The organism is Chenggangzhangella methanolivorans (assembly GCF_019797865.1).
Lineage (GTDB): Bacteria > Pseudomonadota > Alphaproteobacteria > Rhizobiales > Methylopilaceae > Methylopila > Methylopila methanolivorans.
In genome coordinates this window covers 4,474,823-4,500,512 of record NZ_CP081869.1, presented here as the reverse complement: position 1 = coordinate 4,500,512, position 25,690 = coordinate 4,474,823, and the positions used below count along the sequence as shown (strand labels likewise).

Annotated in this window: 16 protein-coding genes and 6 pseudogenes; 6 read left to right on the top strand and 16 right to left on the bottom strand. The window is 68.9% G+C overall.

The annotated features are described in order from the left end of the window. Positions 1 to 103: 103 nt before the first annotated feature. A pseudogene (locus tag K6K41_RS23530) lies at positions 104 to 2,406 on the bottom strand (ComEC/Rec2 family competence protein). Between the two features lie 100 nt (positions 2,407 to 2,506). Between K6K41_RS23530 and gltX the strand changes: the two are divergent. After that, positions 2,507 to 3,945 (top strand): annotated as a pseudogene (gene gltX / locus K6K41_RS23525) (glutamate--tRNA ligase). 254 nt (positions 3,946 to 4,199) lie between these two features. Beyond that, complete coding sequence (gene gltA / locus K6K41_RS23520; RefSeq protein ID WP_261405826.1) at positions 4,200 to 5,450, top strand: citrate synthase; 1,251 nt, start codon at positions 4,200 to 4,202, stop codon at positions 5,448 to 5,450. Between the two features lie 223 nt (positions 5,451 to 5,673). On the opposite strand, the gene K6K41_RS23515 is transcribed toward gltA, so the two are convergent. The 4 genes from K6K41_RS23515 to K6K41_RS23500 all read right to left on the bottom strand — a co-directional run bounded on the left by K6K41_RS23515 (position 5,674) and on the right by K6K41_RS23500 (position 10,464). Further along, complete coding sequence (locus K6K41_RS23515; protein ID WP_261402504.1) at positions 5,674 to 6,765, bottom strand: AzlC family ABC transporter permease; 1,092 nt, start codon at positions 6,763 to 6,765, stop codon at positions 5,674 to 5,676. 41 nt (positions 6,766 to 6,806) lie between these two features. Next, entirely contained in the window at positions 6,807 to 9,260 is a 2,454-nt protein-coding gene (clpA, locus tag K6K41_RS23510) for an ATP-dependent Clp protease ATP-binding subunit ClpA (RefSeq protein ID WP_261402503.1), read from the bottom strand. Between the two features lie 10 nt (positions 9,261 to 9,270). Next, positions 9,271 to 9,672, bottom strand: coding sequence for an ATP-dependent Clp protease adapter ClpS (gene clpS / locus K6K41_RS23505; protein WP_261402502.1), 402 nt, complete (start codon positions 9,670 to 9,672; stop codon positions 9,271 to 9,273). A 459-nt stretch (positions 9,673 to 10,131) separates the two neighbouring features. Continuing rightward, positions 10,132 to 10,464, bottom strand: a complete 333-nt coding sequence (locus tag K6K41_RS23500) for a phasin family protein (RefSeq protein ID WP_261402501.1) — start codon at positions 10,462 to 10,464, stop codon at positions 10,132 to 10,134. 319 nt (positions 10,465 to 10,783) lie between these two features. On the opposite strand from K6K41_RS23500, the gene K6K41_RS23495 reads away from it, so the two are divergent. Further along, positions 10,784 to 12,397, top strand: a complete 1,614-nt coding sequence (locus K6K41_RS23495) for an SPOR domain-containing protein (RefSeq protein ID WP_261402500.1) — start codon at positions 10,784 to 10,786, stop codon at positions 12,395 to 12,397. A 15-nt stretch (positions 12,398 to 12,412) separates the two neighbouring features. On the opposite strand, the gene K6K41_RS30795 is transcribed toward K6K41_RS23495, so the two are convergent. Continuing rightward, positions 12,413 to 12,934 carry a DnaJ domain-containing protein gene (locus K6K41_RS30795; protein WP_378147544.1) on the bottom strand — a complete coding sequence of 174 codons (522 nt, stop codon included), beginning with the start codon at positions 12,932 to 12,934 and terminating at the stop codon, positions 12,413 to 12,415. A gap of 139 nt (positions 12,935 to 13,073) precedes the next feature. Between K6K41_RS30795 and panC the strand changes: the two genes are divergently transcribed. Both panC and K6K41_RS23480 read left to right on the top strand, forming a co-directional pair. Further along, entirely contained in the window at positions 13,074 to 14,012 is a 939-nt protein-coding gene (panC, locus tag K6K41_RS23485) for a pantoate--beta-alanine ligase (RefSeq protein ID WP_261402499.1), read from the top strand. After that, positions 14,009 to 14,356: a rhodanese-like domain-containing protein gene (locus tag K6K41_RS23480; protein ID WP_261402498.1), complete on the top strand. Its 348-nt coding sequence runs from the start codon at positions 14,009 to 14,011 to the stop codon at positions 14,354 to 14,356. Before panC ends, K6K41_RS23480 begins: the two co-directional genes overlap by 4 nt. Before the next feature lie 420 nt (positions 14,357 to 14,776). Here the strand turns inward: K6K41_RS23480 and K6K41_RS23475 are convergent. The 10 genes and pseudogenes from K6K41_RS23475 to K6K41_RS29785 all read right to left on the bottom strand — a co-directional run. Further along, positions 14,777 to 16,882: pseudogene (locus K6K41_RS23475) on the bottom strand (sodium-translocating pyrophosphatase); the annotation flags it as partial. Positions 16,883 to 17,141: 259 nt separating this feature from the next. Further along, positions 17,142 to 17,960 (bottom strand): annotated as a pseudogene (locus K6K41_RS23470) (lytic murein transglycosylase). Between the two features lie 179 nt (positions 17,961 to 18,139). After that, positions 18,140 to 19,126 carry a thiamine-phosphate kinase gene (gene thiL, locus K6K41_RS23465; RefSeq protein WP_261402497.1) on the bottom strand — a complete coding sequence of 329 codons (987 nt, stop codon included), beginning with the start codon at positions 19,124 to 19,126 and terminating at the stop codon, positions 18,140 to 18,142. Further along, positions 19,123 to 19,583 (bottom strand): annotated as a pseudogene (locus K6K41_RS23460) (type II toxin-antitoxin system RatA family toxin). Before K6K41_RS23460 ends, thiL begins: the two are co-directional and overlap by 4 nt. Positions 19,584 to 19,867: 284 nt before the next feature. Further along, positions 19,868 to 20,845 carry a quinone oxidoreductase family protein gene (locus tag K6K41_RS23455; protein ID WP_261402496.1) on the bottom strand — a complete coding sequence of 326 codons (978 nt, stop codon included), beginning with the start codon at positions 20,843 to 20,845 and terminating at the stop codon, positions 19,868 to 19,870. A 143-nt stretch (positions 20,846 to 20,988) separates the two neighbouring features. Further along, positions 20,989 to 21,318, bottom strand: coding sequence for a hypothetical protein (locus K6K41_RS23450; protein ID WP_261402495.1), 330 nt, complete (start codon positions 21,316 to 21,318; stop codon positions 20,989 to 20,991). After that, positions 21,315 to 21,941 carry a hypothetical protein gene (locus tag K6K41_RS23445; protein WP_261402494.1) on the bottom strand — a complete coding sequence of 209 codons (627 nt, stop codon included), beginning with the start codon at positions 21,939 to 21,941 and terminating at the stop codon, positions 21,315 to 21,317. Before K6K41_RS23445 ends, K6K41_RS23450 begins: the two co-directional genes overlap by 4 nt. Before the next feature lie 27 nt (positions 21,942 to 21,968). Further along, positions 21,969 to 22,727 carry an SDR family oxidoreductase gene (locus K6K41_RS23440; protein ID WP_261402493.1) on the bottom strand — a complete coding sequence of 253 codons (759 nt, stop codon included), beginning with the start codon at positions 22,725 to 22,727 and terminating at the stop codon, positions 21,969 to 21,971. 13 nt (positions 22,728 to 22,740) lie between these two features. After that, on the bottom strand, positions 22,741 to 23,517 hold the full coding sequence (locus K6K41_RS23435; RefSeq protein WP_261402492.1) for a TerC family protein: 777 nt from the start codon (positions 23,515 to 23,517) through the stop codon (positions 22,741 to 22,743). 111 nt (positions 23,518 to 23,628) lie between these two features. Continuing rightward, positions 23,629 to 25,242 carry a hypothetical protein gene (locus tag K6K41_RS29785; protein WP_315855083.1) on the bottom strand — a complete coding sequence of 538 codons (1,614 nt, stop codon included), beginning with the start codon at positions 25,240 to 25,242 and terminating at the stop codon, positions 23,629 to 23,631. A gap of 1 nt (position 25,243) precedes the next feature. On the opposite strand from K6K41_RS29785, the pseudogene K6K41_RS23425 reads away from it, so the two are divergent. After that, positions 25,244 to 25,672, top strand: a pseudogene (locus tag K6K41_RS23425) (alkaline phosphatase family protein); the annotation flags it as partial. Positions 25,673 to 25,690: the final 18 nt, after the last annotated feature.

Here is a 25,690-nt window from a genome sequence, read left to right as displayed (position 1 = left end):
GGGCGCGGGCGGCGCCTTTTTGTAAAGTTCGGAGGCTCCCCCTAACCCTCTCCCGCAAGGGAAGGGGGACGGATATGTCGGCGGCATCGAGCGGCCGCAGACGCTAGGGCTCTTCGCCGTCGCCTGTCATATCGTCCGGTTCCGTGGGATCGACGATCTTGTGATCCTGCGGCGGTCCGGCCGCCTTCGGCTGCGTGGCGAAGCTCAGCCGCAGCGCCTCCGCCGGCGGCGGATCGCGAAGCATAGGGCCCGTCCACGGACGCCGTCCGGCCGGATCGCGCGCCGCCTTGGCCGAGAACGCCACGCCTTGCCGCGTCAGCTCCAGCGCGCCGGTCGCGGCGAGCGTCCGCCGGTCGACGACCGCCGCGGTTTCGCTGCAGGCCTTCGGCGCGACGAGCGGCGTGACGACGAGCGTCGCAATCCGGCACTCCTCGGCGAAGGCCCGCGCGTCGGTCACGAGCGCGACCTCTCCACCGCCGGAAAGCGGCGCGACGCAGCCTTGCGAGTCGCAGCGCCCGCCGTCGGGACTCGGGCCCCCCGGCGCCTCGCCGTCAGCCCCGCGCCAGACCCTCGCCGAGAAGCTCGACGCCCGGCCTCCGAGGATCGCCAGGCGCCCGTCGGGCCCGCGCGCGGCGATCTGCCGTCCGGAGGCGTCGATCACGACGTCGGGCCGCGCCGGAAACGCCGCCAGCGCGAGCGCGAGGCCGATCGCGGGCGCGCCGAGATAGCGCAGCGCCGTTCGCCACAGGCAGAGCCAGGCGATCCCGACCGCGAACAGGATGAGCGCCGTTTCCCCGAAGGCGAACACGAAGCGTTCGGAGCCAGGCCACGAGGCGACGGTCTCGGCGATCGCCAATACGCCGCGCAGGCCAAAGCCCATGGCCTGCCACCAAGGTCCGTCGAGCCCGAGCGGCGCGAAGGCGAGGCCGCCGACGACGCTCGGCATCACGATGATCCCGAGCAGCGGGGTGGCGAGCGCGTTGCCGACCAGCGAATAGGGGGTGGTGCGGTGGAAGTGATAGGCGGCGAAGGGCGCGGTCGCGAGACCCGCGACGATCGTCGTCATCACGGCGACGGCCGCGGCGGCGGCGAACCAGCGCAGCGCCTTGCCCGCAAGGGTTTCGGGCGGCGGCGGCTTCGCCTTGCCCTTGCGCGCCTCGAACCAGGCGAGGAGGCCCGCGACCGCCGCGAACGACATCTGGAAGCTCGGCCCGAGCAGCGCGTCGGGCGTCAGCGCCATCACGGCGAGGCCGCGAGCGCGAAGTTTCGCAGCGACAGCGCCGGGCGGCCGACCAGCACCGCGACGAACGCCACCGCGATCATGACGTAGGAGCGCTGCGTCGCGACCTCCGCGCCCGAGAGCGCCAGGTAAAAGGTCGCCCCGGCGAGCGCGAGCGCCGCTGCGACGCCCTTCACCGGCCATCGCAGCGCAAGGCCCGGAATGAGCGCCAGCGCCGCGCGCACGAGAGCGAACAGCGTCCCGGCGATCAGCGCCATGTGAAGACCGGAGATCGACAGGATGTGGCTGAGGCCCGCGGCGCGCAGCGCGTCCTCGGTCGGCTGCGGGATCGGCCCCTGAACGCCGGTGACGAGCGCGGCCGCCACCGTTCCTTCAGGACCGCCCACTGCGGCGGTGATGCGCTTCGTCAGCCGTTCGCGCAATCGTTGAAGGGCCGCGTCCCAGCCTTGCGTTTCGGCAGGGCCCCAGGCCTTCACGTTCTTCGGCGCGAAGGCGCTCGCGCCGATCCCGTTGAAGAAGGCGACGCGCGCGAAGTCGTAGCCGCCGGGCCGCACCGGCCCCTCGGGCGGCCGCCAGAAAGCTTCGAGCGAGACGCGGTCTCCGGCCGTGAAGGCGGGCTCGGGCCCAAGCGTGAAGCGCACGCGGCGCGGCAGGTCCTCGTCCTCGAGCGGGCCGAAGCGTTCGACCTCGAGCGTCACCCGCCGCCTGGCGTTCTCGCGCGGCTCGATCAGCGCGACGCGGCCGACGACTTCCGCGGACATCGGGCGCGCCAGAACCGGCGCGTCGGCGCGGATCGTCGCGAGCTTTCCGGCCAAAAACCCCGCCGCTACGGCCGCAAGCCCGACAGCCAGGCCAAGGATAAGGAAGCGCTTTCGCGCCGCGACCACAAGGCCGGCGGAGATCCCGAAAGCGAGCGCCGCGGCCCAGAGCTCCGGCTCATGCGCGGCGGCGAAATAGACCGCGCAGCCGACGCCGAAAGCGACCGGCAGCCAGAGCGCGGGACGGCCGGCTTCCGCCTCCTCGGCGAGGCGGTCGAGCAGCCAGCCCTGCGCGGCGCGCCAAAGGCCCGGCAGCGCGCCGGCGCGCGTGCGGGTCCCGGGCAGCGCGATCGCGCGCGCCCTGCCCCGAACTCCGTCCGACTCACGCCCGCTCGGCGCGATGGCCATGGCCGTCTTTTCCCCGGTCCGCCGCCTGTGTTAGGAGGGCCGCAACGCGCGGCTCCATGAGCCTCGCACGCAACCTTTCCGAGAGCCAGACCGTCCGCCCGTGACCGAACCCGTCGTCACCCGCTTCGCGCCGTCGCCCACCGGCTTCCTCCACATTGGGGGGGCGCGCACCGCCTTGTTCAACTGGCTCTTCGCCAGAAGCCTCGGCGGCAAGATGCTGCTCCGGATCGAGGACACCGACCGCGCGCGCTCCACGCAAGGCGCGATCGACGCGATCCTCGACGGACTGAAATGGATCGGCCTCGACTGGGACGGCGAGCCGGTGTTCCAGTTCGCCCGCGCCGAGCGCCACCGGGAAGCCGTGGAGCAGATGCTCGCCGACGGCCGCGCCTATCGCTGCTACGCCTCGGCAGAAGCTCGAGGAGATGCGCTCGACCCGCTCAAGCCGAGGGCCGCGCGCCCCGCTATGACGGCCGCTGGCGCGATCGCCCGGCTTCTGACGCGCCGGAAGGCCGCGCGCCCGCCATTCGCCTGAAGGCCCCGACCGAGGGGGAGACAGTGGTGGACGACCTCGTGCAGGGCCGCGTCGTGATCCCCAACAAGGACCTCGACGACCTCGTCCTGCTGCGCTCGGACGGAACGCCCACCTACATGCTCGCCGTGGTCGTGGACGACCACGACATGGGCGTCACCCACGTCATCCGCGGCGTCGACCATCTGACCAACGCCGCCCGCCAGACGCAGATCTACCAGGCGCTCGGCTGGGACGTGCCGAAAATGGCCCACATCCCGCTGATCCACGGGCCGGACGGCGCGAAGCTGTCGAAGCGCCACGGCGCGCTGGGCGTCGAGGCCTATCGCGAGATGGGCTTCCTGCCAGCGGCGCTGCGCAACTATCTGGCGCGGCTCGGCTGGAGCCACGGCGACGACGAGATCTTCTCGACCGAACAGGCGGTCGAATGGTTCGACATCGGCTCGGTCGGCCGCTCCGCCGCGCGTTTCGACCAGGTCAAGCTGTCGAACCTCAACGGCCACTACATGCGCGAGACGCCGGACGCCGATCTCCTGGCGGCGTTCCGGACGGCCCTGCCCTTCCTGCCGGGCGGCGAGGCGGCGGCGGCCAAGCTCGACGCCACCGGCCGGTGGGACGCCTTCGCGCTCGCGCTGCCGGGGCTGAAGGAGCGCGCCAAGACGCTGGTCGAGCTGCTCGACGGCGCGCGCTTCCTAACCGACGAGCGCCCGCTCGCCATGGAGCCCGCCGCCGAACAGCTGCTTACGCCGGAGGCGCGCAGCCTGCTGGCCGCGACCCATCAGGGACTGGCGGCCCTTCCCGAATGGTCCGCCGCCGACGCCGAGGCCGTGGTGCGACGCGTCGCCGAGCACGCGGGCGTGAAACTCGGCGCGGTCGCCCAGCCGCTGCGCGCGGCGCTCACGGGACGCAAGACGTCGCCCGGCATTTTCGACGTGCTTGCGGCGCTCGGACGCGAAGAAAGCCTTGGGCGAATTGAGGATCAGGCCCGGCAGATTCAGAAGGTCTGAAACCGATCAAAAAAACTCGCCAAAGGCGCTCCGCGCCCTAGTTTGCGCTGCAACAATAGTCGTATAGGCTCGCAGCCGCCATGAGACCCGGCGGCCTCCGAGCGAGGCCTGAAAGCGCCGGTCAGAGCGGCGTGAGACCTCACTGTTTCAGCTAAGGGGTATGGCGCATGTCACCGACGGCCAGCACGGTCAAATTCAAGGAAGCCGAGATCAGTTCCGACGCTCCGGGCACGCTCTCGGTGGGCGGCGCCAGCATGGATCTGCCGATCCGCCACGGCTCGATCGGGCCGTCCGTGCTCGATGTCCAGACGCTCTACAAGAACACCGGGATGTTCACCTACGATCCCGGCTTCACCTCGACGGCGAGCTGCGAGTCGAAGATCACCTACATCGACGGCGACGAGGGCGTGCTGCTCTATCGCGGCTACCCGATCGACCAGCTGGCCGAGAACGGCGACTTCCTCGAAACCTGCTACCTGCTGCTCCATGGCGAGCTGCCGACCTCGGCCCAGAAGGCCGACTTCGACCGCCAGGTCACGCGCCACACCATGGTGCATGAGCAGATGTCGCGGTTCTATTCGGGCTTCCGCCGCGACGCCCACCCGATGGCCGTGATGTGCGGCGTCGTCGGCGCGCTCTCGGCCTTCTATCACGACTCGACCGACATCAACGATCCCGAGCAGCGCGAGATCGCGGCGATCCGCATGATCGCCAAGACGCCGACGCTCGCCGCCATGGCGTTCAAGTATTCGGTCGGCCAGCCCTTCGTCTATCCGCAGAACGCGCTCGATTTCTCGGCCAACTTCCTGAACATGTGCTTCGCGGTGCCGTGCGAAGAGTACAAGGTGAACCCGGTTCTGGCGCGCGCCATGGACCGCATCTTCATCCTGCATGCCGACCACGAGCAGAACGCCTCCACCTCGACGGTGCGTCTCGCAGGCTCGTCGGGCGCCAATCCCTTCGCCTGCATCGCGGCCGGCATCGCCTGCCTCTGGGGCCCGGCGCATGGCGGCGCGAACGAGGCCGCGCTCAAGATGCTGGGCGAGATCGGCAAGCCCGAGAACGTTTCGAAATACGTGGCCAAGGCCAAGGACAAGAACGACCCGTTCCGCCTGATGGGCTTCGGGCACCGCGTCTACAAGAACTACGATCCGCGCGCCAAGATCATGCAGAAGACCTGCCATGAGGTTCTGGGCGAACTCGGCATCAAGGACGACCCGCTGCTCGACGTCGCGATGGAGCTCGAGCAGATCGCGCTCAAGGATGAGTATTTCGTCGAGCGCAAGCTCTACCCGAACATCGATTTCTACTCGGGCATCACGCTGAAGGCGATGGGCATCCCGGTGTCGATGTTCACCGTGCTGTTCGCCGTCGCCCGCACCGTTGGCTGGATCGCGCAGTGGAAGGAGATGTTCGAGGATCCGTCCCAGCGCATCGGCCGCCCGCGCCAGCTCTACACCGGCGCGCCGTTGCGCGACTACATGCCGATCTCCCAGCGCCGCTGAGCGCAGGGGTTCCGACGCAAGTTTGGTTCGGCCCCGGCCTCCGGTCGGGGCCGAACTGCGTTTGGACCCGCCAACGCGACGATCGCAGGCGCAACGTCGCCGTCATGCCCGGCGGCAGCGGGGCATCCACGCCTTCTAGGATCGGAGAGCTCTCCGCCGAAGTCGTGGATACCAGCGCAAGAACGGGCATGACGGCGATGGTTCGCGCGCGAAATTCGGCCGGCTACGGCCCGAGCCAGGCCATCCCCGCGATGAGCGCGGCGGCGCTGACGCCAACGCCAAGCGCCATCGACCGCCGCCCAGCGGCGTAAGCCGCGACGCCGCAGCCGACCGCGGCGAGCCTCAGCCACAGCGGGGCCTGCCCGAAGGCGCCCGTCGGCGAGAGCACCAGCTTCGCCACCAGCCCCGCCACCAGCGCTGTCGCCACCATCCGCACCCAGGCGAACAGCGCGCTGTCCTCGCGCAGTCGCGCCGACAGAACGACGCCGAGCGAGCGCCAGACCTCGTTCGCGGCGAAGGCGGCCAGAAGCGCCAGCAGCATGAACCAGTCGTCGTGCTGGATCACGACGGCGTCCTTCGCCGGGCGATCGCGCGGTCTATCAAAAAGGCCGCGGTGCCGCCCGCGAGGCCGGTCAGCAACAGGTCGAGACTCGGGGACATCTGCGCGACGACCGGCGCCGTCACGAGGCCGATGACGATCGCCGTCTTCTCGCCGACGCCCCCTCGCGCCGCGCTCCAGCGACAGCAGGAAGTAGATCGGCGTCAGGCCGAGCAATCCGATGGCGAGCGCCGGCGGCAGCAGGCCGGCGGCCTGATGGCCCGCGATCGTGGCGAGCGTGCTGCCGAGCGCAAGTCCGCTCGCCAAGCCGAGGAAGAAGGGCATGCGCCCCGAGCGCGGCATCATCTGCGTGCGCCGGCCGCCCTCGAACCACGCCGTGACGGCGACGAAATGCGCCGCGAGCAGGCGCGTGCCGAGCCGCGTCTCCGTCGTGCGCAAGGCGGGAAGGATCGCGATGACCATCGGCAGGAGGCGCACGGCCGAGATCGTGACCGCAAGCGCGGAGGCGGCGAGGCCCGCCCCGTTGGCGAGCGAGCCGGCCAGCACCAGCTGTCCGGGCCCGGCCCAGATCAGCAAGGTCGAAAGGCCCGCGATCCACCACGACCAGCCGAAGTCGTGCGTCATCGCGCCGAAGCCGAAATAGCTGCAGAACAGCACGAGGCCCGGGACGCTCAGCGCCGACCGGGCCCCGTTCCAGAACCAGTACGAGGCGCCGGGATCGTCCGGCGCCTCGATGTTCGAACCGTCTTCGGCCAAAGGCTCAGCTCCGCGGCGCGGAGCGGAGCCGGCCGCCCGCCTCAGCCGTCACTGCGCACGAGCGGCGGCGTCTTGGTGACGGTGCGGCGCGGGCCGTCGCCGGACTTGCGCTTGGGCGAGGCCTTGCGGGCCGGCTCGGCCTTCTCGGCATCGCTCTTGTCCGCGCCCTTGGCGTCGCGCTCGATCTTCTCGGGCTTCGGCGTCACGGGGCCTTCCGGGAACTCGAAGCCGAGCTCCGACTTGCCGTCCTCGCCGTCCTTCACGATCACCTGGACCGCGCCGCCGCCCTTGAGATGCCCGAACAGCACCTCTTCGGCGAGCGGCGTCTTGATGGTCTGCTGGATGAGCCGCGCGAGCGGCCGCGCGCCCATCATCGGGTCGTAGCCGCGCTCGGCGAGCCAGTCGCGCGCCTCGTCCGAGAGCTCGATCGTGACGTTGCGGTCGGCGAGCTGCGCCTCGAGCTGAAGCACGAACTTCTCGACCACCTGGCGCACCACCTCGATGGGCAGGTTGCCGAAGGCGATGATCGAGTCGAGGCGGTTGCGGAACTCCGGCGCGAACAAGCGGTTGATCGCCTCGGTGTCCTCGCCCTGACGCTTGCCGCGCCCGAAGCCGATCGCCTCCTTGGCGAGATCGGCCGCGCCCGCATTCGTCGTCATGATCAGGATCACGTTGCGGAAGTCGACCTGCTTGCCGTTGTGGTCGGTCAGCTTCCCGTGGTCCATCACCTGCAGCAGGATGTTGAACAGGTCCGGGTGAGCCTTCTCGATCTCGTCGAGCAGGAGCACGCAATGCGGGTTCTGGTCGACGCCGTCGGTCAGCAGGCCGCCCTGGTCGAAGCCCACATAGCCGGGAGGCGCGCCGATGAGGCGGCTCACGGTGTGGCGCTCCATGTATTCGGACATGTCGAAGCGCAGCAGCTTCACGCCGAGGATCGACGACAGCTGCTTGGCGACCTCGGTCTTGCCGACGCCCGTCGGCCCCGAGAACAGGTAGCAGCCGATCGGCTTCTCCGGGTCGCGAAGTCCGGCGCGCGCGAGCTTGATCGTGGAGGACAGCGCGTCGATCGCCGCTTCCTGGCCGTAGACCACCGTCTTGAGGTTCGCGGTGAGCGAGCGCAGCACCTCGGCGTCGTCCTTGGAGACCGACTTCGGCGGGATGCGCGCCATCGTGGCGATCGTGGTCTCGATCTCCTTCACGCCGATGGTCTTCCGGCGCTTGTTCTCCGGCAGGATCATCTGGCTCGCGCCGGTCTCGTCGATCACGTCGATGGCTTTGTCCGGCAGCTTCCGGTCGCCGATGTAGCGATGCGACAGCTCGACCGCGGCCTTGATCGCCTCGTTGGTGTAGCGGACCTGGTGGAAGCTCTCGTAATAGGGCTTGAGGCCCTTGAGGATCTCCACCGCATCCTCGACCGAAGGCTCCGCCACGTCGATCTTCTGGAAGCGCCGGACGAGCGCCCGGTCCTTCTCAAAGTGCTGGCGATATTCCTTGTAGGTGGTCGAGCCGATGCAGCGCAGCTGGCCGGAGGCGAGCGCGGGCTTCAGGAGGTTCGAGGCGTCCATGGCCCCGCCCGAGGTCGCGCCCGCGCCGATCACCGTGTGGATCTCGTCGATGAACAGTATGGCTCCGGGCGTCGCCTCGAGCTCCTTCACGACCTGCTTCAGCCGCTCCTCGAAGTCGCCGCGATAACGGGTGCCGGCGAGCAGCGATCCCATGTCGAGCGAGAACACGGTCGCGTCGAGCAGCACCTCGGGCACCTCGTCGCGCACGATGCGCAGCGCGAGCCCTTCGGCGATCGCGGTCTTGCCGACGCCCGGGTCGCCGACGAACAGCGGATTGTTCTTGGTGCGGCGGCACAGGATCTGGATCGTGCGCGTGATCTCGGCGTCGCGGCCGATCAGCGGATCGATCTTGCCGTCCCTCGCCTTCTTGTTGAGGTTGACGCAATAAGCCTCGAGCGCGTCGGCCTTCTTTTTCGCGCCGGCCGGCTCGTCGGCGGTCGACCCCGCCTCGTCCTCGACGCCGCGCGAGGGCCGGCTCTCCGAGAGGCCGGGGCGCTTGGCGATGCCGTGGCTGATGTAGTTGACCGCGTCGTAGCGCGTCATGTCCTGCTCCTGCAGGAAGAACGCGGCGTGGCTTTCGCGCTCGGCGAAGATCGCCACGAGCACGTTGGCGCCCGTCACCTCCTCGCGGCCCGAGGACGTCACGTGGATCACCGCGCGCTGGATGACGCGCTGGAAGCCGGCGGTGGGTTTGGAGTCTTCCTGCGTGTCCCCGACGAGGTTGTCGAGTTCGCTGTCGACATACTCGATGAGGTTTCGGCGCAGGATCTCGAGATCGACGTTGCAGGCCCGCATGACGGCGGCGGCGTCCTGGTCGTCGACGAGCGACAGGAGCAGATGCTCGAGCGTCGCGTATTCGTGGCGGCGCTCATTGGCGAAAGCCAGAGCGCGATGCAGGGACTGCTCGAGACTGCGCGAAAATGACGGCAACTGGATTACCTCACTTCTTCTCCATGACGCATTGCAGCGGGTGCTGGTGCTTTCGGGCGAAATCCATCACCTGCGTCACTTTGGTTTCGGCGACTTCGTAAGTGTAGACGCCGCACTCTCCTGCGCCGTGATTGTGGACGTGGAGCATGATCCGCGTCGCAGCTTCACGGTCTTTGGAAAAGAACTGTTCGAGCACGTGGACGACGAACTCCATCGGCGTGTAGTCGTCGTTCAGGATCAGGACGCGATAGAGGCTCGGCCGCTTGACCTTGGGCCGCGTCTTGGTGACGACCGCCGCTCCCGGCCCGTCGTCGTCGCGACGGGGACCGGCAGCCCTCGGACCCGCCGCCGAAGCCGCGCCCGCTCTGCGGATCCGCTGGCCGTCGTCGGGATGTGTCGGTCGTTCATGCATCGATCGGTCGCGCCGTCCATTCGTGCTGGCGGCCCGCGTCTCGCCTCCCGCCGCGGCGCCGCATCGCATCGGTTCATGCGATCCTAGCACGCCGAAGCGCAGGCGCCAGAGCGGCGGGCCGTTCTCCTCAGCACACAGGTATGGGCTCGCCCGTCCGATAAAAAGGCCGCCCGGCGCGCGTCGAACCGGCGGCGGCGCACGCCCCGATTTGCGCGGCGCGGCCGGCGGACGACATCTGCGTGACGATCCCGCCGCGCCGACCGCTGGCGCCCGTATCGGCTTCGCCGGCTTCGGGGAGATCCGAACGATGACAATGTCGTCACGAACGGCCGCACGGTCGTCGGGGCGCGCCGACTGGACCGACGCGCAGCCGCAGCCGGGGGCGCAAAAAGAAAGCCCGGCCTGACGACCGGGCTTCAAATCTCTTGGTTCAGCCGCGGAGCGAACCGCGGCGAAACGTCACTTCGCCTTCGAGAGCGCCGTCTCGACCGGTTTGTAGCTCTCTTTCGCGATGTCCGCGTAGAGCTCGCCGAGCTTGGTCATGCGGGCGAGATAGGTCTCGTAGCTCGTCTTGACGAAGGCGGACTGAACTTCGATCGCCTTGTCGAGGGTCTTCGCGCCGGCCAGCTTCTCGACCAGGGCGGAATTGTCTTCGAAGCTCTTCTTCGAATAGTCCGCGACTTCGACGGCGATGGCCTGGAAACCCTTGCTCACCGAGCCGAAGCTCTTCAGCGCGAGATCCATGTTCTCGCGGCCGTACTTCTGGAAATCTTCAAAAGTCGTCGTCGTCATAGTTGTCTCCTCCTTCGACGAATGTCTGATCCGTCGCGCTCCATTCGTGGCCGCTGCGACAAACCCACCACTTTCGATCCAAACGGGATCCGCTTTGCGTCCCGTCAGGCGAGATATATGCAGTGCAACATTCGTGTCAAGGAAGTTTTTTGCAACGCACAACGCCGCGCTTAACCGGAGCGTAACCGCAAATTCCTACCGTCGTTGACAGCGCCATCGGGTTCGGCCCGCGCGGCGCTGCTGATCGGCGCCGCGGGGGCGGCGCCTCTCGGAAAAAGCATCGCGCCGGGGGACGGCGACGACGGAAATGGCGGAAGAAATGTCTCGTAGCGTAACCAAGTTCGGCGCCCGACTCGCGACCGGCCTCGCCATCACCGGCCTCGCGGGAGCGGCGCTCCTCACAACCTTCGACCATGCCGAGGCGCGCTCGAAGAAGCGTGCGCCGCGCATCGTCCACGCCGCGGCCGGCGCGACCTTCACGGGCGCGTCGAACTACGCGGCGCTCGTGGTCGACGCCAAGACCGGCCGCACGCTCTACGAGAAGAACGCCGACGCGATCCGCTTCCCGGCTTCCGTCACCAAGGTGATGACGCTCTATCTCGTGTTCGAGGATCTCGAGCGCGGCCGCGTCCGCCTCGACACCCGCATGACGATGTCGTCGGAATGCGCCTCCCGCGCGCCCTCCAAGCTCGGCCTGCGCCCCGGCCAGACGATCGACGTCGAGGACGGCATCAAGGCGCTCGTCACCAAATCCGCCAACGACGTCGCCTGCGCGTTCGGCGACAACCTGGAAGGTTCCGAGAGCGCCTTCGCCGAGCGGATGACCCGCAAGGCCCGCGCCATCGGCATGTCGAGCTCGGTGTTCCGCAACGCCTCGGGCCTGCCGAACGGCAGCCATGTCACCACCGCCCGCGACCTCGTCACGCTCGGCCGCGCGATCCAGGATCGGTTCCCGCGCTATTACGGCTATTTCGGCACCCGCGTGTTCAACTTCGCGGGCCGCTCGATCGGCAACCACAACAAGCTGCTCGGCCGCGTCGAGGGCGTGGACGGCATCAAGACCGGCTACACCAACGCTTCCGGCTTCAACCTGCTGAGCTCGGTGAAGAGCAACGGCCGGTCGATCGTCGCGGTGGTGATGGGCGGCCGCTCGGGCCCCTCGCGCGACAACCACATGCGCGAGCTCATCGCCCTCAACCTGCCGAAGGCGCAGCCCGGCGCGCGCACCGCGCCGCTCGTCGCCGACGCCAGCGCCCGCGAGCCCGCCGCCGTGCGCGGCGCGCGTCCCGCCGTCATGGCGAGCGTGCCGACGCCGATCGCCTCTCCGCTGCCCGGCGCCCAGCGCGTCGCGTCGCTCGAGACCGTTCCGACCCCGCCGCCTGCTCCGGTTCCGGCGCCGATCGCCTCTGGCGCGACGCCGAAGCCCGAGGCGCGGATCGTCGAGGCCCGCGTTCGCACCGTCTCGGCCGAATCCGAGCCGGTCGAGGCCGCCTCGCTCGCTCCGGCCCCGCAGCCGATGCGCTGGGTCGTGGGCGCGACCCCGACCACGACGGGCAGCGTCGCGGCCGAAGCAGAGCCGCGCACCCAGCTCGCCTCCGCGGCCGGTCCGGTTTCGGCGCGCTCGCCCCGTTCCGGCGCTCGCGACGTCGTCGAGGCGTCGGCCCCCGTGGTCGAGCAGCAGCCGGTCCGCAAGGGTTGGATGATCCAGATCGGCGCGACCACCGAGCCCTCGCAGGCCCAGGCGCTGCTGTCGGACGCCAAGACGAAGGGCGGCCGCGCGCTGAACGCCGCCGAGCCCTTCACCGAAACCTTCACGAAGGGCGCGACGACCTATTACCGCGCGCGCTTCGCCGGGCTCAACGAGCAGTCGGCCGACGCCGCCTGCAAGGCCCTGAAGCGCAGCTCCGTCAGCTGCTTCGCGATCAAAAACTGAGCATAGGAGGCGCGATCAGCCATGGCGCCGCTTCGCGAGAACGTCCTTGGCGGCGTTGACCCGCGCCGCGAGCTCCGTCGACCCCCCTTGGTCGGGATGGAGTTTCTTCATCAGCGCCCGATGCGCACGAGCGATCTCTTCCGAGGTCGCTCCAGGCTGCAGGCCAAGGATCTGATACGCCTGCTGCTCGGTCACTACGCCCGATCGCATGTCGGGCCCGACCTCTCCGGCCCCCGGGTCCGCGTGAGCCTGGAAGTCCGGTCGCCGTCCGGCCGGCCCGCCGCGACGCTGACCTTCGGAGACGCGTGACCGGCTCCGGCGCTTGGGGACGAAAAACGCCCCGAGCGCCCCGAGGGCCATCAGCGGCAGCCCGAACAGCGCCTTTCCGAACAGGCAGAGCGCAAGGCCCGCGACCCAGGTGAGCACCGAGGCTGTGCGGATCTGCTTGCGGGCCCGCTCGGGATCGGCCTCGACCAGGATCTGGCTGACGGCGAGAAACGTCGCCACCGCCATCGCGCCGAACACGATCCAGATCATTCCAATCCTCTACGCCGCCGACGCGCCGGCCGCGTGCAAACTGGCACGGCGAGCCGGGGCTTGACCACGGCGAAGCGCGCATGGCTTGTCGCGCCGCAGACCGACGCAAGGGCGGGCAAGGACACGGCGGAAGGACACCATGAAGCCGGAAGTCGTCTCGACCGTCACGGAGTTGCGGGCGCGCGTCGCCGGATGGCGGGCCGCTGGAGAGCGCGTGGCGCTGGTCCCCACCATGGGCGCGCTGCATGCTGGTCATCTCGCGCTTGTGACCGCGGCGGCGGCCGAAGCCGCGCGCGTGGTGGTCACGATCTTCGTCAATCCGACTCAGTTCGCGCCGCACGAGGACCTCGCGACCTATCCGCGCGATCTCGACAAGGACCTCGCCGCGCTCGCCGGCGGCCCAGCCGACCTCGTCTTCGCGCCGGACGCAGCGCAGATGTATCCCGCAGGCGCCGCGACCACCGTCGCCGTCGGCGGCCCGTCCGAAGGCCTCGAGAGCGTCGCGCGGCCGCATTTCTTCGGCGGGGTCGCGACCGTCGTGACCAAGTTTGCTGATCCAGGCCGGCGCCGACGTCGCCTGCTTCGGCGAGAAGGATTTCCACAGCTCGCCGTCGTGCGGCGTCTGGCGCGCGACCTCTGCATCGCGACCGAGATCCGCGGCGTGCCGACGGTGCGCGAGGCCGACGGCCTCGCGATGTCGTCGCGCAACGTCTATCTGGACGCCGACGCCCGCGCCAAGGCGCCGGCCATCCACCGGGCGATGCGCGCCGCCTCGGCCGCGATCGCGGACGGAGCGGCGGTCGAGACTGCGCTCGCCGACGCGCGCGCGGCGATCGAGGCCGAGGGCATGACGATCGATTATCTGGAGCTGCGCGACGAGGAGACGCTCGCCCCGTTGCCGGGCCGGCGCCGGCGAGCCGGCGGGGCCGCCTTCTCGCCGCCGTGCGCCTCTCAGGCGTTCGTCTCATCGACAATATATCGGTGGGCCGATGACGCTTTTGTGCTGACGCTCAGCAACCGAAGACATAAGTTGTGCGTTGGCCGGTTGGCTCAATCTATCGAAAGATCGTGGGCATGACGTCCACCACCGCCTCCCCCCGATTCGCGCCGATGACCTCGGCGTCGCGCGCAAAGGCGGCGCCGCGCCCCCGGCGTTCGATCGCCGTCGGCGCCCGCGAAGCGCTGACGATGTGGCGGCGCAAGCAGGCGGTGTTCGTCGACCTGCGCGACTGGGAGATTCTCGACCAGACCGGGTGGATCGAAGGCTCGCTGCACTGCCCGCCCGGCGAGTTCGCCAACATCGTCTCGCCGACGAGCCCGTTGCACGCGCGGCTGTTCGAGCCGGGCAAGGTCTTCATCTTCTATGGCGGGCCCGACTTTCCTCCGCTCGCCTCCGCCAAGCGCGCGCGCGAGCGGTCTTGAGTCGGCGCTCGCGCTGCGCGGCGGGCTGACGTCCTGGCGGGCGGCCGGCGGGCGCGTCGCGGGCCATCCCAACAGCCCCTTCCCCGCGCTCAAGGCCTCGTTCGGGCTTGCGGCCAAATACGCCAGGCGCCGGGCCCGGTCGTGGTGGCGGCGCATGGAACGCCGCCGCGCCGCGCGCCACGGCGTCGAAAAAGCCTGACCGGCGAAGCGCGCGAGCCTCCTTCGTCGCCCCGGACTTGATCCGGGGGCTAAGAAACGTCGCGGCGCCCGAACACTGCCGCGCCTGCGGAGCCTCTTCCTGACATCGAAGCGCGTCTGGGTCCCGGATCAAATCCGGGACAAGAACCGCTCCTGAAACGAAACGGGCCGGCTCACTGGCCGGCCCGTTCCCGAACGTGGTCGGCCGGTCAGCCGGCCGAATGCCAGCACCGCGAGCAGCAGCAGCGCCACGATGTTGGTGATCTTGATCATCGGGTTCACGGCGGGTCCGGCCGTGTCCTTGTACGGATCGCCCACCGTGTCGCCCGTCACGGCGGCCTTGTGGGCGTCCGAGCCCTTGCCGCCGTGATGGCCGTCCTCGATGTACTTTTTGGCGTTGTCCCATGCGCCGCCGCCCGACGTCATCGACAGCGCGACGAAAAGGCCGGTGACGATCACGCCGAGCAGCATCGCGCCGACGGCCGAGAAGGCCTCGTTCTTGCCGGCGACCAGCAGCACGACGATGTAGGCCACCACCGGCGACAGCACCGGCAGGAGCGAGGGCACGATCATCTCCTTGATCGCGGCCCGGGTCAGGATGTCGACGGCGCGCCCGTAGTCCGGCCGGTCCTTGCCCTGCATGATGCCGGGCTTTTCGCGGAACTGGCGGCGGACCTCCTCGACGATCGCGCCGGCGCAACGGCCGACCGCCGTCATGCCCATCGCGCCGAACAGGAACGGCAGCATTCCGCCGAACAGCAGGCCGACGACGACGTAGGGGTTCGTCAGCGAGAAATCGAGCTTCACATTCGCGAAGTACGGATACTGCTGAGGGTTGGCGATGAAGTGGTTGAGGTCGGAGGTGTAGGCCGCAAACAGCACCAGCGCGCCGAGGCCGGCCGAGCCGATCGCGTAGCCCTTGGTAACGGCCTTGGTGGTGTTGCCGACCGCGTCGAGCGCGTCGGTCGAGGTGCGGACCTCCGGGGGAAGCTCGGACATCTCCGCGATGCCGCCGGCGTTGTCGGTGACCGGGCCGAAGGCGTCGAGCGCCACCACGAAGCCCGCGAGCGCCAGCATCGCGGTCACGGCGATCGCGATGCCGAAGAGGCCCGCGAGCGAGAAGGTCACGATGATGCCCGCGATGATGACGAGGGCGGGGAGCGCGGTGGCTTCGAGCGAGATGGCGAGGCCCTGGATCACGTTCGTGCCGTGGCCGGTGACGGAGGCCGCCGCGATCGACTTCACCGGTCGGAAGTTGGTGCCGGTGTAATATTCGGTGATGACGATGATCACGCCCGTGATCACGAGGCCGACGACCGCGCAGAGATAGAGATCCCAGCCGTCGAACGTGACCCCGGTCGTGGTGGTGTATTCGGTCCGAAGCCGACGGTCGCGGCGGTCGCGAGCGCGATGCCGACGAGCGAGAGCGCGGCCGCGACGCCGAAGCCGCGATAGAGCGCCCCATGATCGAGTTGTTGGCGGGCAGCTTCACGAAGAAGGTGCCGGCGATCGACGTCACGATGCAGATCGCGCAGATCGCGAGCGGATAGAGGATGAGGCTCGGCAGCGCCGCATGGCCGGCGAAGAAGATCGAGGCCAGCACCATGGTGGCGACGACGGTGACCGCGTAGGTCTCGAAGAGGTCGGCGGCCATGCCGGCGCAGTCGCCGACATTGTCGCCGACGTTGTCGGCGATCGTCGCGGGGTTGCGTGGGTCGTCCTCGGGAATGCCGGCCTCGACCTTGCCCACGAGGTCGCCGCCGACGTCGGCGCCCTTGGTGAAGATGCCGCCGCCAAGACGCGCGAAGATCGAGATGAGCGAGGCACCGAAGCCGAGCGCGACCAGGGCGTCGATCACGATGCGATCGCCCGGCTGGTGACCGATGATCCCGACGAGGACGCCGTAGTAGATCGCGACGCCGAGCAGCGCGAGGCCGGCGACGAGCATGCCGGTGACGGCGCCTGACTTGAACGCGATCTCGAGACCCGCGCCGAGCGACTTCGAGGCCGCCTGCGCCGTGCGCACGTTCGCGCGCACCGAGACGTTCATGCCGATGAAGCCGGCGGCCGCCGAGAGCACCGCGCCGATCAGGAAGCCGACCGCGACGGTGAAGGACAGGAAGAAGGCGACGGCGATGAAGATGACGACGCCGACAATCGCGATGGTGGTGTATTGGCGCTTGAGATAGGCCTGCGCGCCTTCGGCGATCGCCCCTGCGATCTCCTGCATGCGGGGCGACCCCGCGTCGGCCTCGAGCAGCGACTTCGTCGCCCATACGCCGTGACGACGGACAATAGTCCTAAGATGATGATGAGCGTCAGCGCCATCGCGTTCGGTTCCTCGACACGTTTCCAACCGACGGCGCGGGCCGATCCTTCGGCGAAGACGCCCGCGGATCTTGTTTTGTTTCGGGGAAGTCAGGCCCGCCCGTTCTGCGGCCGCGAGGCTGACAGAGAAGTTACGCCTTCGCAACGAGATAGGATGCGTCTCCGGCCAATTCGTACGAATGGCGGAGGCGGGAGGCGCAAACGAAAACGGGCCCCGCGAAAGCGAGGCCCGTTCAGACTTATTCTTCGAAGAGGCCGATCAGCGAGCCGCGCTCGACCCTTCGTCGATCTTGTTCGCCGCATAGGCGATCGCCTTCTGGTAGACGCTCGCCTTGTTCCACTCCGAGAGCGGCCCGTACTGGTCGAAGCCGGCGCCGCGGCGCCAGCCATGGGCGCGCAGATAGTTGGCGATCGAGGCGACCGTGTCGGCCGAGGAGCGGACCATGTCGCGGCGGCCGTCTCCGTCGCCGTCGACCGCGAATTGAGATACGAGGTCGGCAGGAACTGCGCCTGCCCGATCTCGCCATGCTCGGCGCCGCGCATCTCCGCCATGGTGAGGTCGCCGCGGTCGACGAGCTGCATCGCGCCGAGCAGCTCGGCCTGGAACATCTCGGTGCGGCGGCAGTCATAAGCGAGCGTGGCGAGGCCGTTGAACACGTTCTTGCGGCCCTGGATCGCGCCGAACGCGGTCTCCATGCCCCAGATCGCGAGGATCACCGGAGCCTCGACGCCGTATTTCTGCTCCACGCGGTCGAACAAAGCGCGGTTGCTCGCCCAGCGCTTCTTCGCCTGGCTGATGAGGGAGGCCGGCGCGCGCTTGGCGATGAACTGCTCGAGTCAGCTTGAAGGGCCGCTGGGTGCGGTCATAGGCGATGAGCCCGCGGTCGTAGGACACGCCCGTGAGCGCGGCGGTGGCGACGCGCTGCGAGATCCCGCGCGAGATCGCCTCCTGCTGGAAGCTCTGCACCCACTCGTTGAAGCCTTCGCCGTTGCTGCCGCACTGGGCGGCGTTCGCGGCGGAGGACAGAGCCCCGGCCCCGATGACGGCGGCGGCGAGAACAGTCTTGATGCGTCGCATGGGGGCGGCCCTAGAATCTGGCGTTGTCCGGTCTTCCGGAATTGGCGTGCCTCACTTGGGCCGGTCAAATGTGGCCAAGATTCGGGCTGCGGCGCATCATGAGGCTGAGGGTGCGGGCTTTCAATCGCGGCTTGCGGCCGATGGCCGGCCCGTGTCGCCCTTGCGCAACAAATATCGCCTCAGAAATGGGCGTAGCCGGGCCTGTCGAGGGCGAGCGGCGGTCCCTTCGATTCGACCTCCACCCCCTCGCCTTCCACGAGCGCGCCGACGTCGGTGACCGCCACCCCACAGTCCGCCGCCTCCGCCTCGAAGGCGTCGACGTCGTCAGGATCGATCGCGATCAACAGTTCGTAGTCGTCGCCGCCGGTGAGCGCGGTCGAGAGCGTGGTCGGGTCGACGAGCGCGGCGCGGCCGGCCGCCGGCGACAGCGGGATGCGCGCCGCCTCGACGAGCGCTCCGCATTGCGAGGCCCCGGCGAGCTTGGCGAGGTCGCCGACGAGCCCGTCGGAGAGATCCATGGAGGCCGCCGCGTAAGCCGCCACCACGCTCGACAGGGCAAGCCGCGGCTCCGGGATCAGATAGCGGTCGAGCAGCCACTCGCGTTCGGCCCGGCGCAGGTCCCATTTGAGCGCGAGCCGCGGATCCTGCCGCAGCGCGAGGCCGAGCGCCGCGTCGCCGATCGTGCCGGTGACGTAGAGCCGTTGGCCCGGCGCGCCGCCGTGCCGGCGCGGCACCCGCCCCTCCTGAGCGTGGCCGAGCGCGGTGATCGAGACCATCAGGGGGCCGGTGGTGCGCACCGTGTCGCCGCCGAGCAGCGAGACCGAAAAACTCCTCCTGGTCGCGCTGAGCCCCTCGACGAAGCCTTCGAGCCAGTCGACCTCCCAGTCGTCGGGAAGCGCCAGCGTCACCAGATAGCCGGCCGGCCGCGCGCCCTTGGCGGCGAGGTCCGAGAGGTTCACGCGCAGCGCCTTGCGGGCGATCGCGTCCGGCGGGTCGTCGGGGAAGAAGTGGACGCCCGCCACCACGGCGTCGACGGTCACGACCATCTCGGCGCCGTCGGCCGGCGGGATCGTGGCGGCGTCGTCGGAGAGCATGGCGGCGCCGGGCGCCGTCGCGAGCGGCCGGAAGAAACGGGCGATCAGCTCCTGCTCGCCGGGCCGCCTCACGCGAGCGCAGGCCTGCCGTAGACGCGGTCGGCGCGCTGCTCGAAGGCCTCGGCGTAGCGGCGGAACACGCGCTCGAACACCGAGCCGACGAGCATCGCGAGCGAGCGGCTCTTCAGCTCCCATTCGATGAAGAACTCGACGTCGCAGCCGCCGGCCTCGCGCGGCTTGAAGGTCCAGCGGTTCTCGAGATGGCTGAACGGCCCGTCGAGATATTCGACCAGGATCTTCTTGGCCTCGCGGTCGAGCGTCACGCGGCTGGTGAAGGTCTCGCGGAAGATCTTGTAGGCGATGGTCATGTCGGCGACGAGCACGGGCCGCGCGTCGCGCTCCTCGCGCGCCTTCACCCTCAGCGCCTCGCAGAGCGGCAGGAACAGCGGTATTTTTCGACGTCCGCCACGAGGTCGAACATTTCGTCCGGCGAATGCGGCACGCGGCGGGTGGTGCGGAAGGCGGGCATCTGGGCTCGCGGTCGTTGCGGGTCTTGGAAAGTATAGGAAACGACGCGGGAAGCGTCATCCCAGGCGGGGACTGGGTACGACGTTGTGGAACTCCCTCCCCTGGGACAGGGGAGGGTAAGGGAGGGGTGGACTTCCGGACGGAGCTCTACGATCCAAGTCCCCACCCGACCTCGGCTCCGCCTCGGCCCCCCTCCCCGCTGCCGCGGGGCAGGGAGGACCTGCGCTTGATCCTGAACACAATCCCGGATCGGCCTTTCGGCCGTCCGGGATGACGCGCGCCGGTTTACGGGATCAGCACCACCGAGCCGGTGGTGCCGCGGCCTTCGAGCGCCTTGTGCGCCTCGGCGACGTCGGCGAGCGCGAAGGTGCGGCTGACGTCCACCGTCACCACGCCCTTCGCGATGACGTCGAACAGGTCGGCGGTGGTCGCCTCGAGCTCGGGCCTCGTGGCGATGTGGTTGAACAGGCTGGCGCGTGTCGCGAACAGCGAGCCCATCTTGCCGAGCAGTGCGATCGGGAACTCAGGGACCGGACCGGACGACTGGCCAAAGCTCGCCCAGAGACCGCGCGGCTTGATGCAGTCGAGCGAGCCTGGAAACGCGTCCTTGCCGACCGAGTCGTAGACGACGTCGCACTTCTGGCCGCCCGTGATCTCCTTCACGCGCTCGACGAAGTCTTCCGTCTTGTAGTCGATGACGTGCGCGCAGCCCTTGGTCTTGGCGAGCGCGACCTTTTCCGGGCCGCCAGCGGTCCCGATCACCGTGGCGCCGAGATGGGCGGCCCACTGGCAGGCGATCTGGCCGACGCCGCCGGCCGCCGCATGGAACAGGATCACGTGCTCCGGCCCGACCTTGAAGGTGCGGCGGAGCAGATACTGCGCGGTCATGCCCTTGAGCATGGAGGCGGCGGCGATCTCGTCGCTGACGCCGGCGGGAATTTTCACCAGATGCTCCGCGGCGATGACGCGCTCGGTCGAATAAGCGCCGAGCGGCCCCTTTGCGTAGGCGACGCGGTCGCCCTCCTTCAGGTCGGAGACGCCCTCGCCCACCGCCGTCACGACGCCTGCCGCCTCAAGCCCGAGGCCGAAGGGCTTCTGCGGGGCCACGTAAGCGCCGGTGCGGTAGTAGACGTCGATGAAGTTCACGCCGACGGCGGTGTGCTTCACCGCGACTTCGCCCTTGGCCGGGGCCGGAACCTCGACCTCCTCGAAGCGCATCGCCTCCGGGCCGCCGGGGGCCTCGACGCGGATCGCCTTCGCCATGTGATGCTCCTTGAGTGTGATGTCTCGGCCGTCTTCTGGACGCAGCTCATTCCCGGCTTGTGTCCGGGCGTCCACGACCTGGAGGAGGCGAGGTCAAAGAAAAGGGCGGAACCGCGCCCGACATCACGGGCGCGGACGCAAACCTACTTCTTGTCGCCCGGGCCGAAGCTGCGGAAGGTCACGTCCGGCGCGCTCGTGTTGTGTTTGGAGAGCTCGATCCGGTCGAACGTCACCTCGGTCGCGTTCGCGGCCTTGAAGTCCATCACCGGCTCGTTGAACAGGCCGGCGTCGGTCTTCCAGTTGGTGCGCGCGGTGTCGGCGTTGGTCGGCGTCACGAACATCGAGCGGATCGCCGCGAAGGGCAGCTGGCCGTCGCCCTCGGGCAGCCCGTCGACCTTCAGCTCCAGCGAGATCTTGTCCCGGTCCGAGCGCACGATCTTGAGCTCGCCCACCCCGCCCTTGGCGAAGGTCATGCGGAAGGCGCGCGCCTTCGGGTCGATCTTGAGTTTTGCGATGTCGACGATCGGCCGGTGTGGTGCTCGATCGGGCCGACGAGGAACGACGTGCCGTAGGCGGCTTCCGGGAAGGCTTCGGTCGGGATCGGCTTGGCGCGCCAATAGCCGTCGAACGGGTAGACGACCAGAAACTCCTGGAAATCGCCGTTCACCTTCTCGAACCACTGCACGAGATGGAGGTCGGCCTCGTCGATGTCGCCGACGATCACCTCGGCGCCGCGCGCCCGCCAGCTCTCGGCGTAGGTGTGCCCGACGATGCGGATCTGGTCGTCTTCGTAGAGGGTGAGCTTCTTCGGCTCGAACTTGTGCTTCGGATCGTCCTTCATCGCCTCGCAATTGGCGAAGTCGGGGCCGGTGGAATCGGTCTTCATGTCAGGCAGGTAGACCGGCGGGGTGACGTCGATGGCGAAGCGCCCGACCTTCGGGTTGGTGAAGGTGTAGTAGACGTTGTCGAACTCGGCGCAGAGCGTTGGTTCGCTTTTGTTTTCGACCCAGGCCTGGGCGGCTGGATCAGCCGCGAGCGCCGGCGCGCCCAGTGAAGCCAGAAGGGATGCTGCGGCGAGAAATCTGATCGGGATCACGTGTCGTCCGTTCGGGTCGGTTCATCGTCACCGGCCGCCGCTGACGCGGAGGTTCGCGCCCGTCACATAGCGCGCCTCGTCGGAAAGTAGCCACACGATCGCGTCGGCGACCTCTTCGGCCGTTCCCGCGCGGCCCAGGGGCACGCTCGGCAGCCGCTCGGCGAGGCGGCGGCGGTTTTCCTCGCCGTCATGGATCTCGGTGTCGATAAGGCCGGGCGAGACCGCGTTCACCCGAACGCCCTCGCGGCCGAGCTCGCGGGCGAGGCCCGTGGTCATGCTGTCGACCGCGCCTTTCGACGCCGCGTACCAGACATATTCGCCGGGCGATCCGAGGATTGCGGCGACCGAGGAAAGCGCGACGATCGAGCCGCCATGCCCGCCGCGCGAGACCGACATGCGCCGCGCGGCCTCGCGGGCGACCAGCAGCGCGCCGGTGACGTTGAGCGAGACCACGCGCGCGATCATGTCCGGGTCGGCGTCGGCGAGCGCGCTGCGCGGATCGCCGGTCACGCCGGCGTTGATGACCACGCCGCCCACGGGCCCGAGCAGGGCCTCGGCGGCCTCGAACATCGCCTCGATATCCTTCGGCGAGGAGGCGTCCGCCTTGATGGCGGCGGCCCTGCGGCCCTCCGCCTCAACGGCCGCCGCCACCTCGTCTGCGGCCGCGCGGGAGCGCGAATAATTCACCGCCACGTCCCATCCGGCGGCCGCCGCGCGCCTGGCGGTCGCGGCTCCGATGCCGCGCCCTGCGCCTGTGACGACCAGGACCTTCGCTGCCCCGGTCATTTGAACGCTCCGATCAATGCGTGGTCCGCTCGGCGGGCTTGGCGGGCACGCCCTCGACGCCGAGCGCGCCCTTCTTCTTCGCCTGCCGGCTCTTCGCCATCACGTTGAAGATCTCCACCATCAGCGAGAACGCCATCGCGGCGTAGATATAGGCCTTCGGGACATGGAAGCCGAACCCGTCGGCGACAAGCACCATGCCGATCAGCAGCAAGAACGAGAGCGCCAGCACCTTGGTGGTCGGATGCTTGGCCACGAAAGCCGAGATCGGGCCGGAGGAGACGTACATCACCGCGACCGCGATCACGACCGCGGCGATCATGACCTCGATGTCCTCGGCCATGCCGATCGCCGTGATGATCGAGTCGATCGAGAACACGAGGTCGATGACGATGATCTGCGCGATGATGACCATGAAGGCCTTCTGGACCGCGCCGCCTTCCTGGCCGTGCTCCTCGCCCTCGATCGAGTTGTGAAGCTCGAGCGTCGCCTTCACGAGCAGAAAGCCGCCGCCCGCGATCAGGATGATGTCGCGCCACGAGAGGCCCTTGCCGAAGATCTCGATGACCGGATCCTTCAGCGCGATCAGCCAGGAGAGCATGAACAGCAGGGCGATGCGGAACACGAGCGCGAGCGCGAGGCCGAGCTTTCGGGCCTTCTCCGCCTGCTCGGGCGGAAGCTTGGCGACCAGAACCGAGATGAACACGACGTTGTCGATGCCAAGGACGATCTCCATGGCGGTGAGCGTCAGCAGCGCGGCCCAGGCTTCGGGGCTCTGAAGGAGTTCGAGCATCGTCGTTGTCGCCTCATGGGGGCGGCGCGAGGGCCGGCCTTTCGCGGTTGCGAGATAGCCTGAGGTCTCCCGATTGCAACGATATGAAGGGGTTGAGCGAACACAAGCCTGTCAGCAGACAGCCAGTTGACAGTTTTTCGCCCCCAGGCGCGTCACAGGCGTTTCGCCCAAGGCTGGTAACTCCCTCGTCATCGAGGGCGAGGCCGCGACGCCCGCCCCGTGATGGGGGAGCCCGAACATGAATTGGTCACCGAAAAGCGTCACGCGTCTGTCGATCCTCGCCGCAGCCGGCGTGCTGGCCGGTCCGGCCTTCGCCGAACCGGCGGAGAAACCCGCCAAAGCCCCGAAGGTCGTGCTGATCTCGCTCGACGGCGCGCGTCGGACTTCATCCAGAAATATCTGAAGTCGGGCGTCCTGCCGGCCGACGGCGGCATCGCCCGCCTCGTCGCCGCGGGCGCGGTGGCCGAGCGCAACGTCACCGCCAACCCCTCGCTCACCGCCGTGTCGCACATCGCGATCGCGACCGGCTCGACCGCCGTCCCACAACGACGTCCCGGCCAACAGCTTCCATCGGTCGCGGCTCCCATCGGGACGTCGATCAGTGGCTTCGGCGCGCCGATCGGCGGATACGAGATCAGCCCGACGGGGCCCGCCGGAGAGCCCACCGCCGAGCCGCTCTGGGTGAAACTGCGCAAGGCCGGAAAGTCCGTCGTGGCCGCGACATGGCCGGGCGCCGACGGCGCGACGGTGTCGATCAACGGACAGGTGGCGCAGGCCGCCGAGCCGACCCGCGTCGTCGACTACACGGTGCCGTTCGGAGCCTTCGCCGGGATCTCGACCGCCGGTTTCTCGCTCGGCGCCGCGGCGTTCTCGGCCGACAAGGAGGTCGCCGAGGCCGTGAAGGCGGCGGGCAAGACCTCCTACAGCAAGGTGCTGGCGACCGACGTCGTCGATACGTTCTCCTGCGCCTCCGAGCTGCCTGCGACCTGCACCACGTCGACCCCCGCGCTCGACGTCGGCTACCGGATCCGCGTCGCCGCGCTCGACTCGACGGACGACGGCGTGACGAACTACGACACGCTGGTGTTCTTCGACGCCAATGCGGGCGTGATCTCCGACGACGCCAAGGCCCCGAGCACCGGCTCGGCCTTCGCCAGGGCCGGCGGCGCTTCCGCGAAATTCTACCTCGAAGGCTCGGGCGCGAAGGCCGGCCTTTCCTTCTTCGCGGCCTCCGTCGCGCCCGATCTCGCGAACGTCCGCTTCATCCGCTACTCGGCCTATTACATCCCGCGCAACGCTCCGGCGCTCGCGGCGGTCGACGACATCAACCACAAGGTCGGCTTCTGGGCCCCGCAGCCGGACTTCCGCATCCCCGAACGCCTCAGCGCCGGCCTCGACGCCTTCTCCGACGCCGAACTCGAGGCCGCCTATCAGGATCAGGTCACCACCTTCGTGGCCTATCAGGGCGAGGTCGCGACCCGCGCCATCAAAAAGAACCCGGGCGCGGATCTGGCGATGATCTATTTCGAGGAGCCCGACGGCTCGAAGCACCAGTTCCTGCTCACCGACAGGCGTCAGGCGAGCGATCCCCGCGATCCGAACACGATCGGCAAGGGCCAGGACCAGGAAAAGGTGAAGCGCTACGCCGACTACGTCGCGGCCGCCTACCAGCGCGCCGACGAGGCGGTCGCCAAGATCCTCGATCTGACGGGTCCCGAAAACCAACGTGCTGCTAGTCTCCGACCACGGCTTCGCGCCGTTCCACACCGCCGCCAACCTGACCAACATCCTCAGGAACGCGAAGGTCGACGTCTCGAAGCTCGCGATCCGCACCTCGGGCCCGGCGGCGAACGTCTACGTGAACCTCAAGGGCCGCGAGAACGGCGGGACGGTCTCGAAGAAGGAGTACCGCGCTCTGGTCGATCAGGTGGCCGACGTCCTGCGCAAGGCGCGCGACCCCAACGGCCGCTTCAACGGCGACCTGAAGAAGGGCCGGTTGTTCTCGAACGTCCGCGTTCGTCCGGACGATTGCGGCGAGCCCGGCTTCTGCGTCGACAAGCACATCGGCCAGGACTTCGGCGACGTCTTCGCCCAGCTCGACGTCGGCTACAACTTCGACGGACAGCAGACCCCGCCGGTCAAGCGCAAGGGCGACAAGGCGGCGGACGCGGCG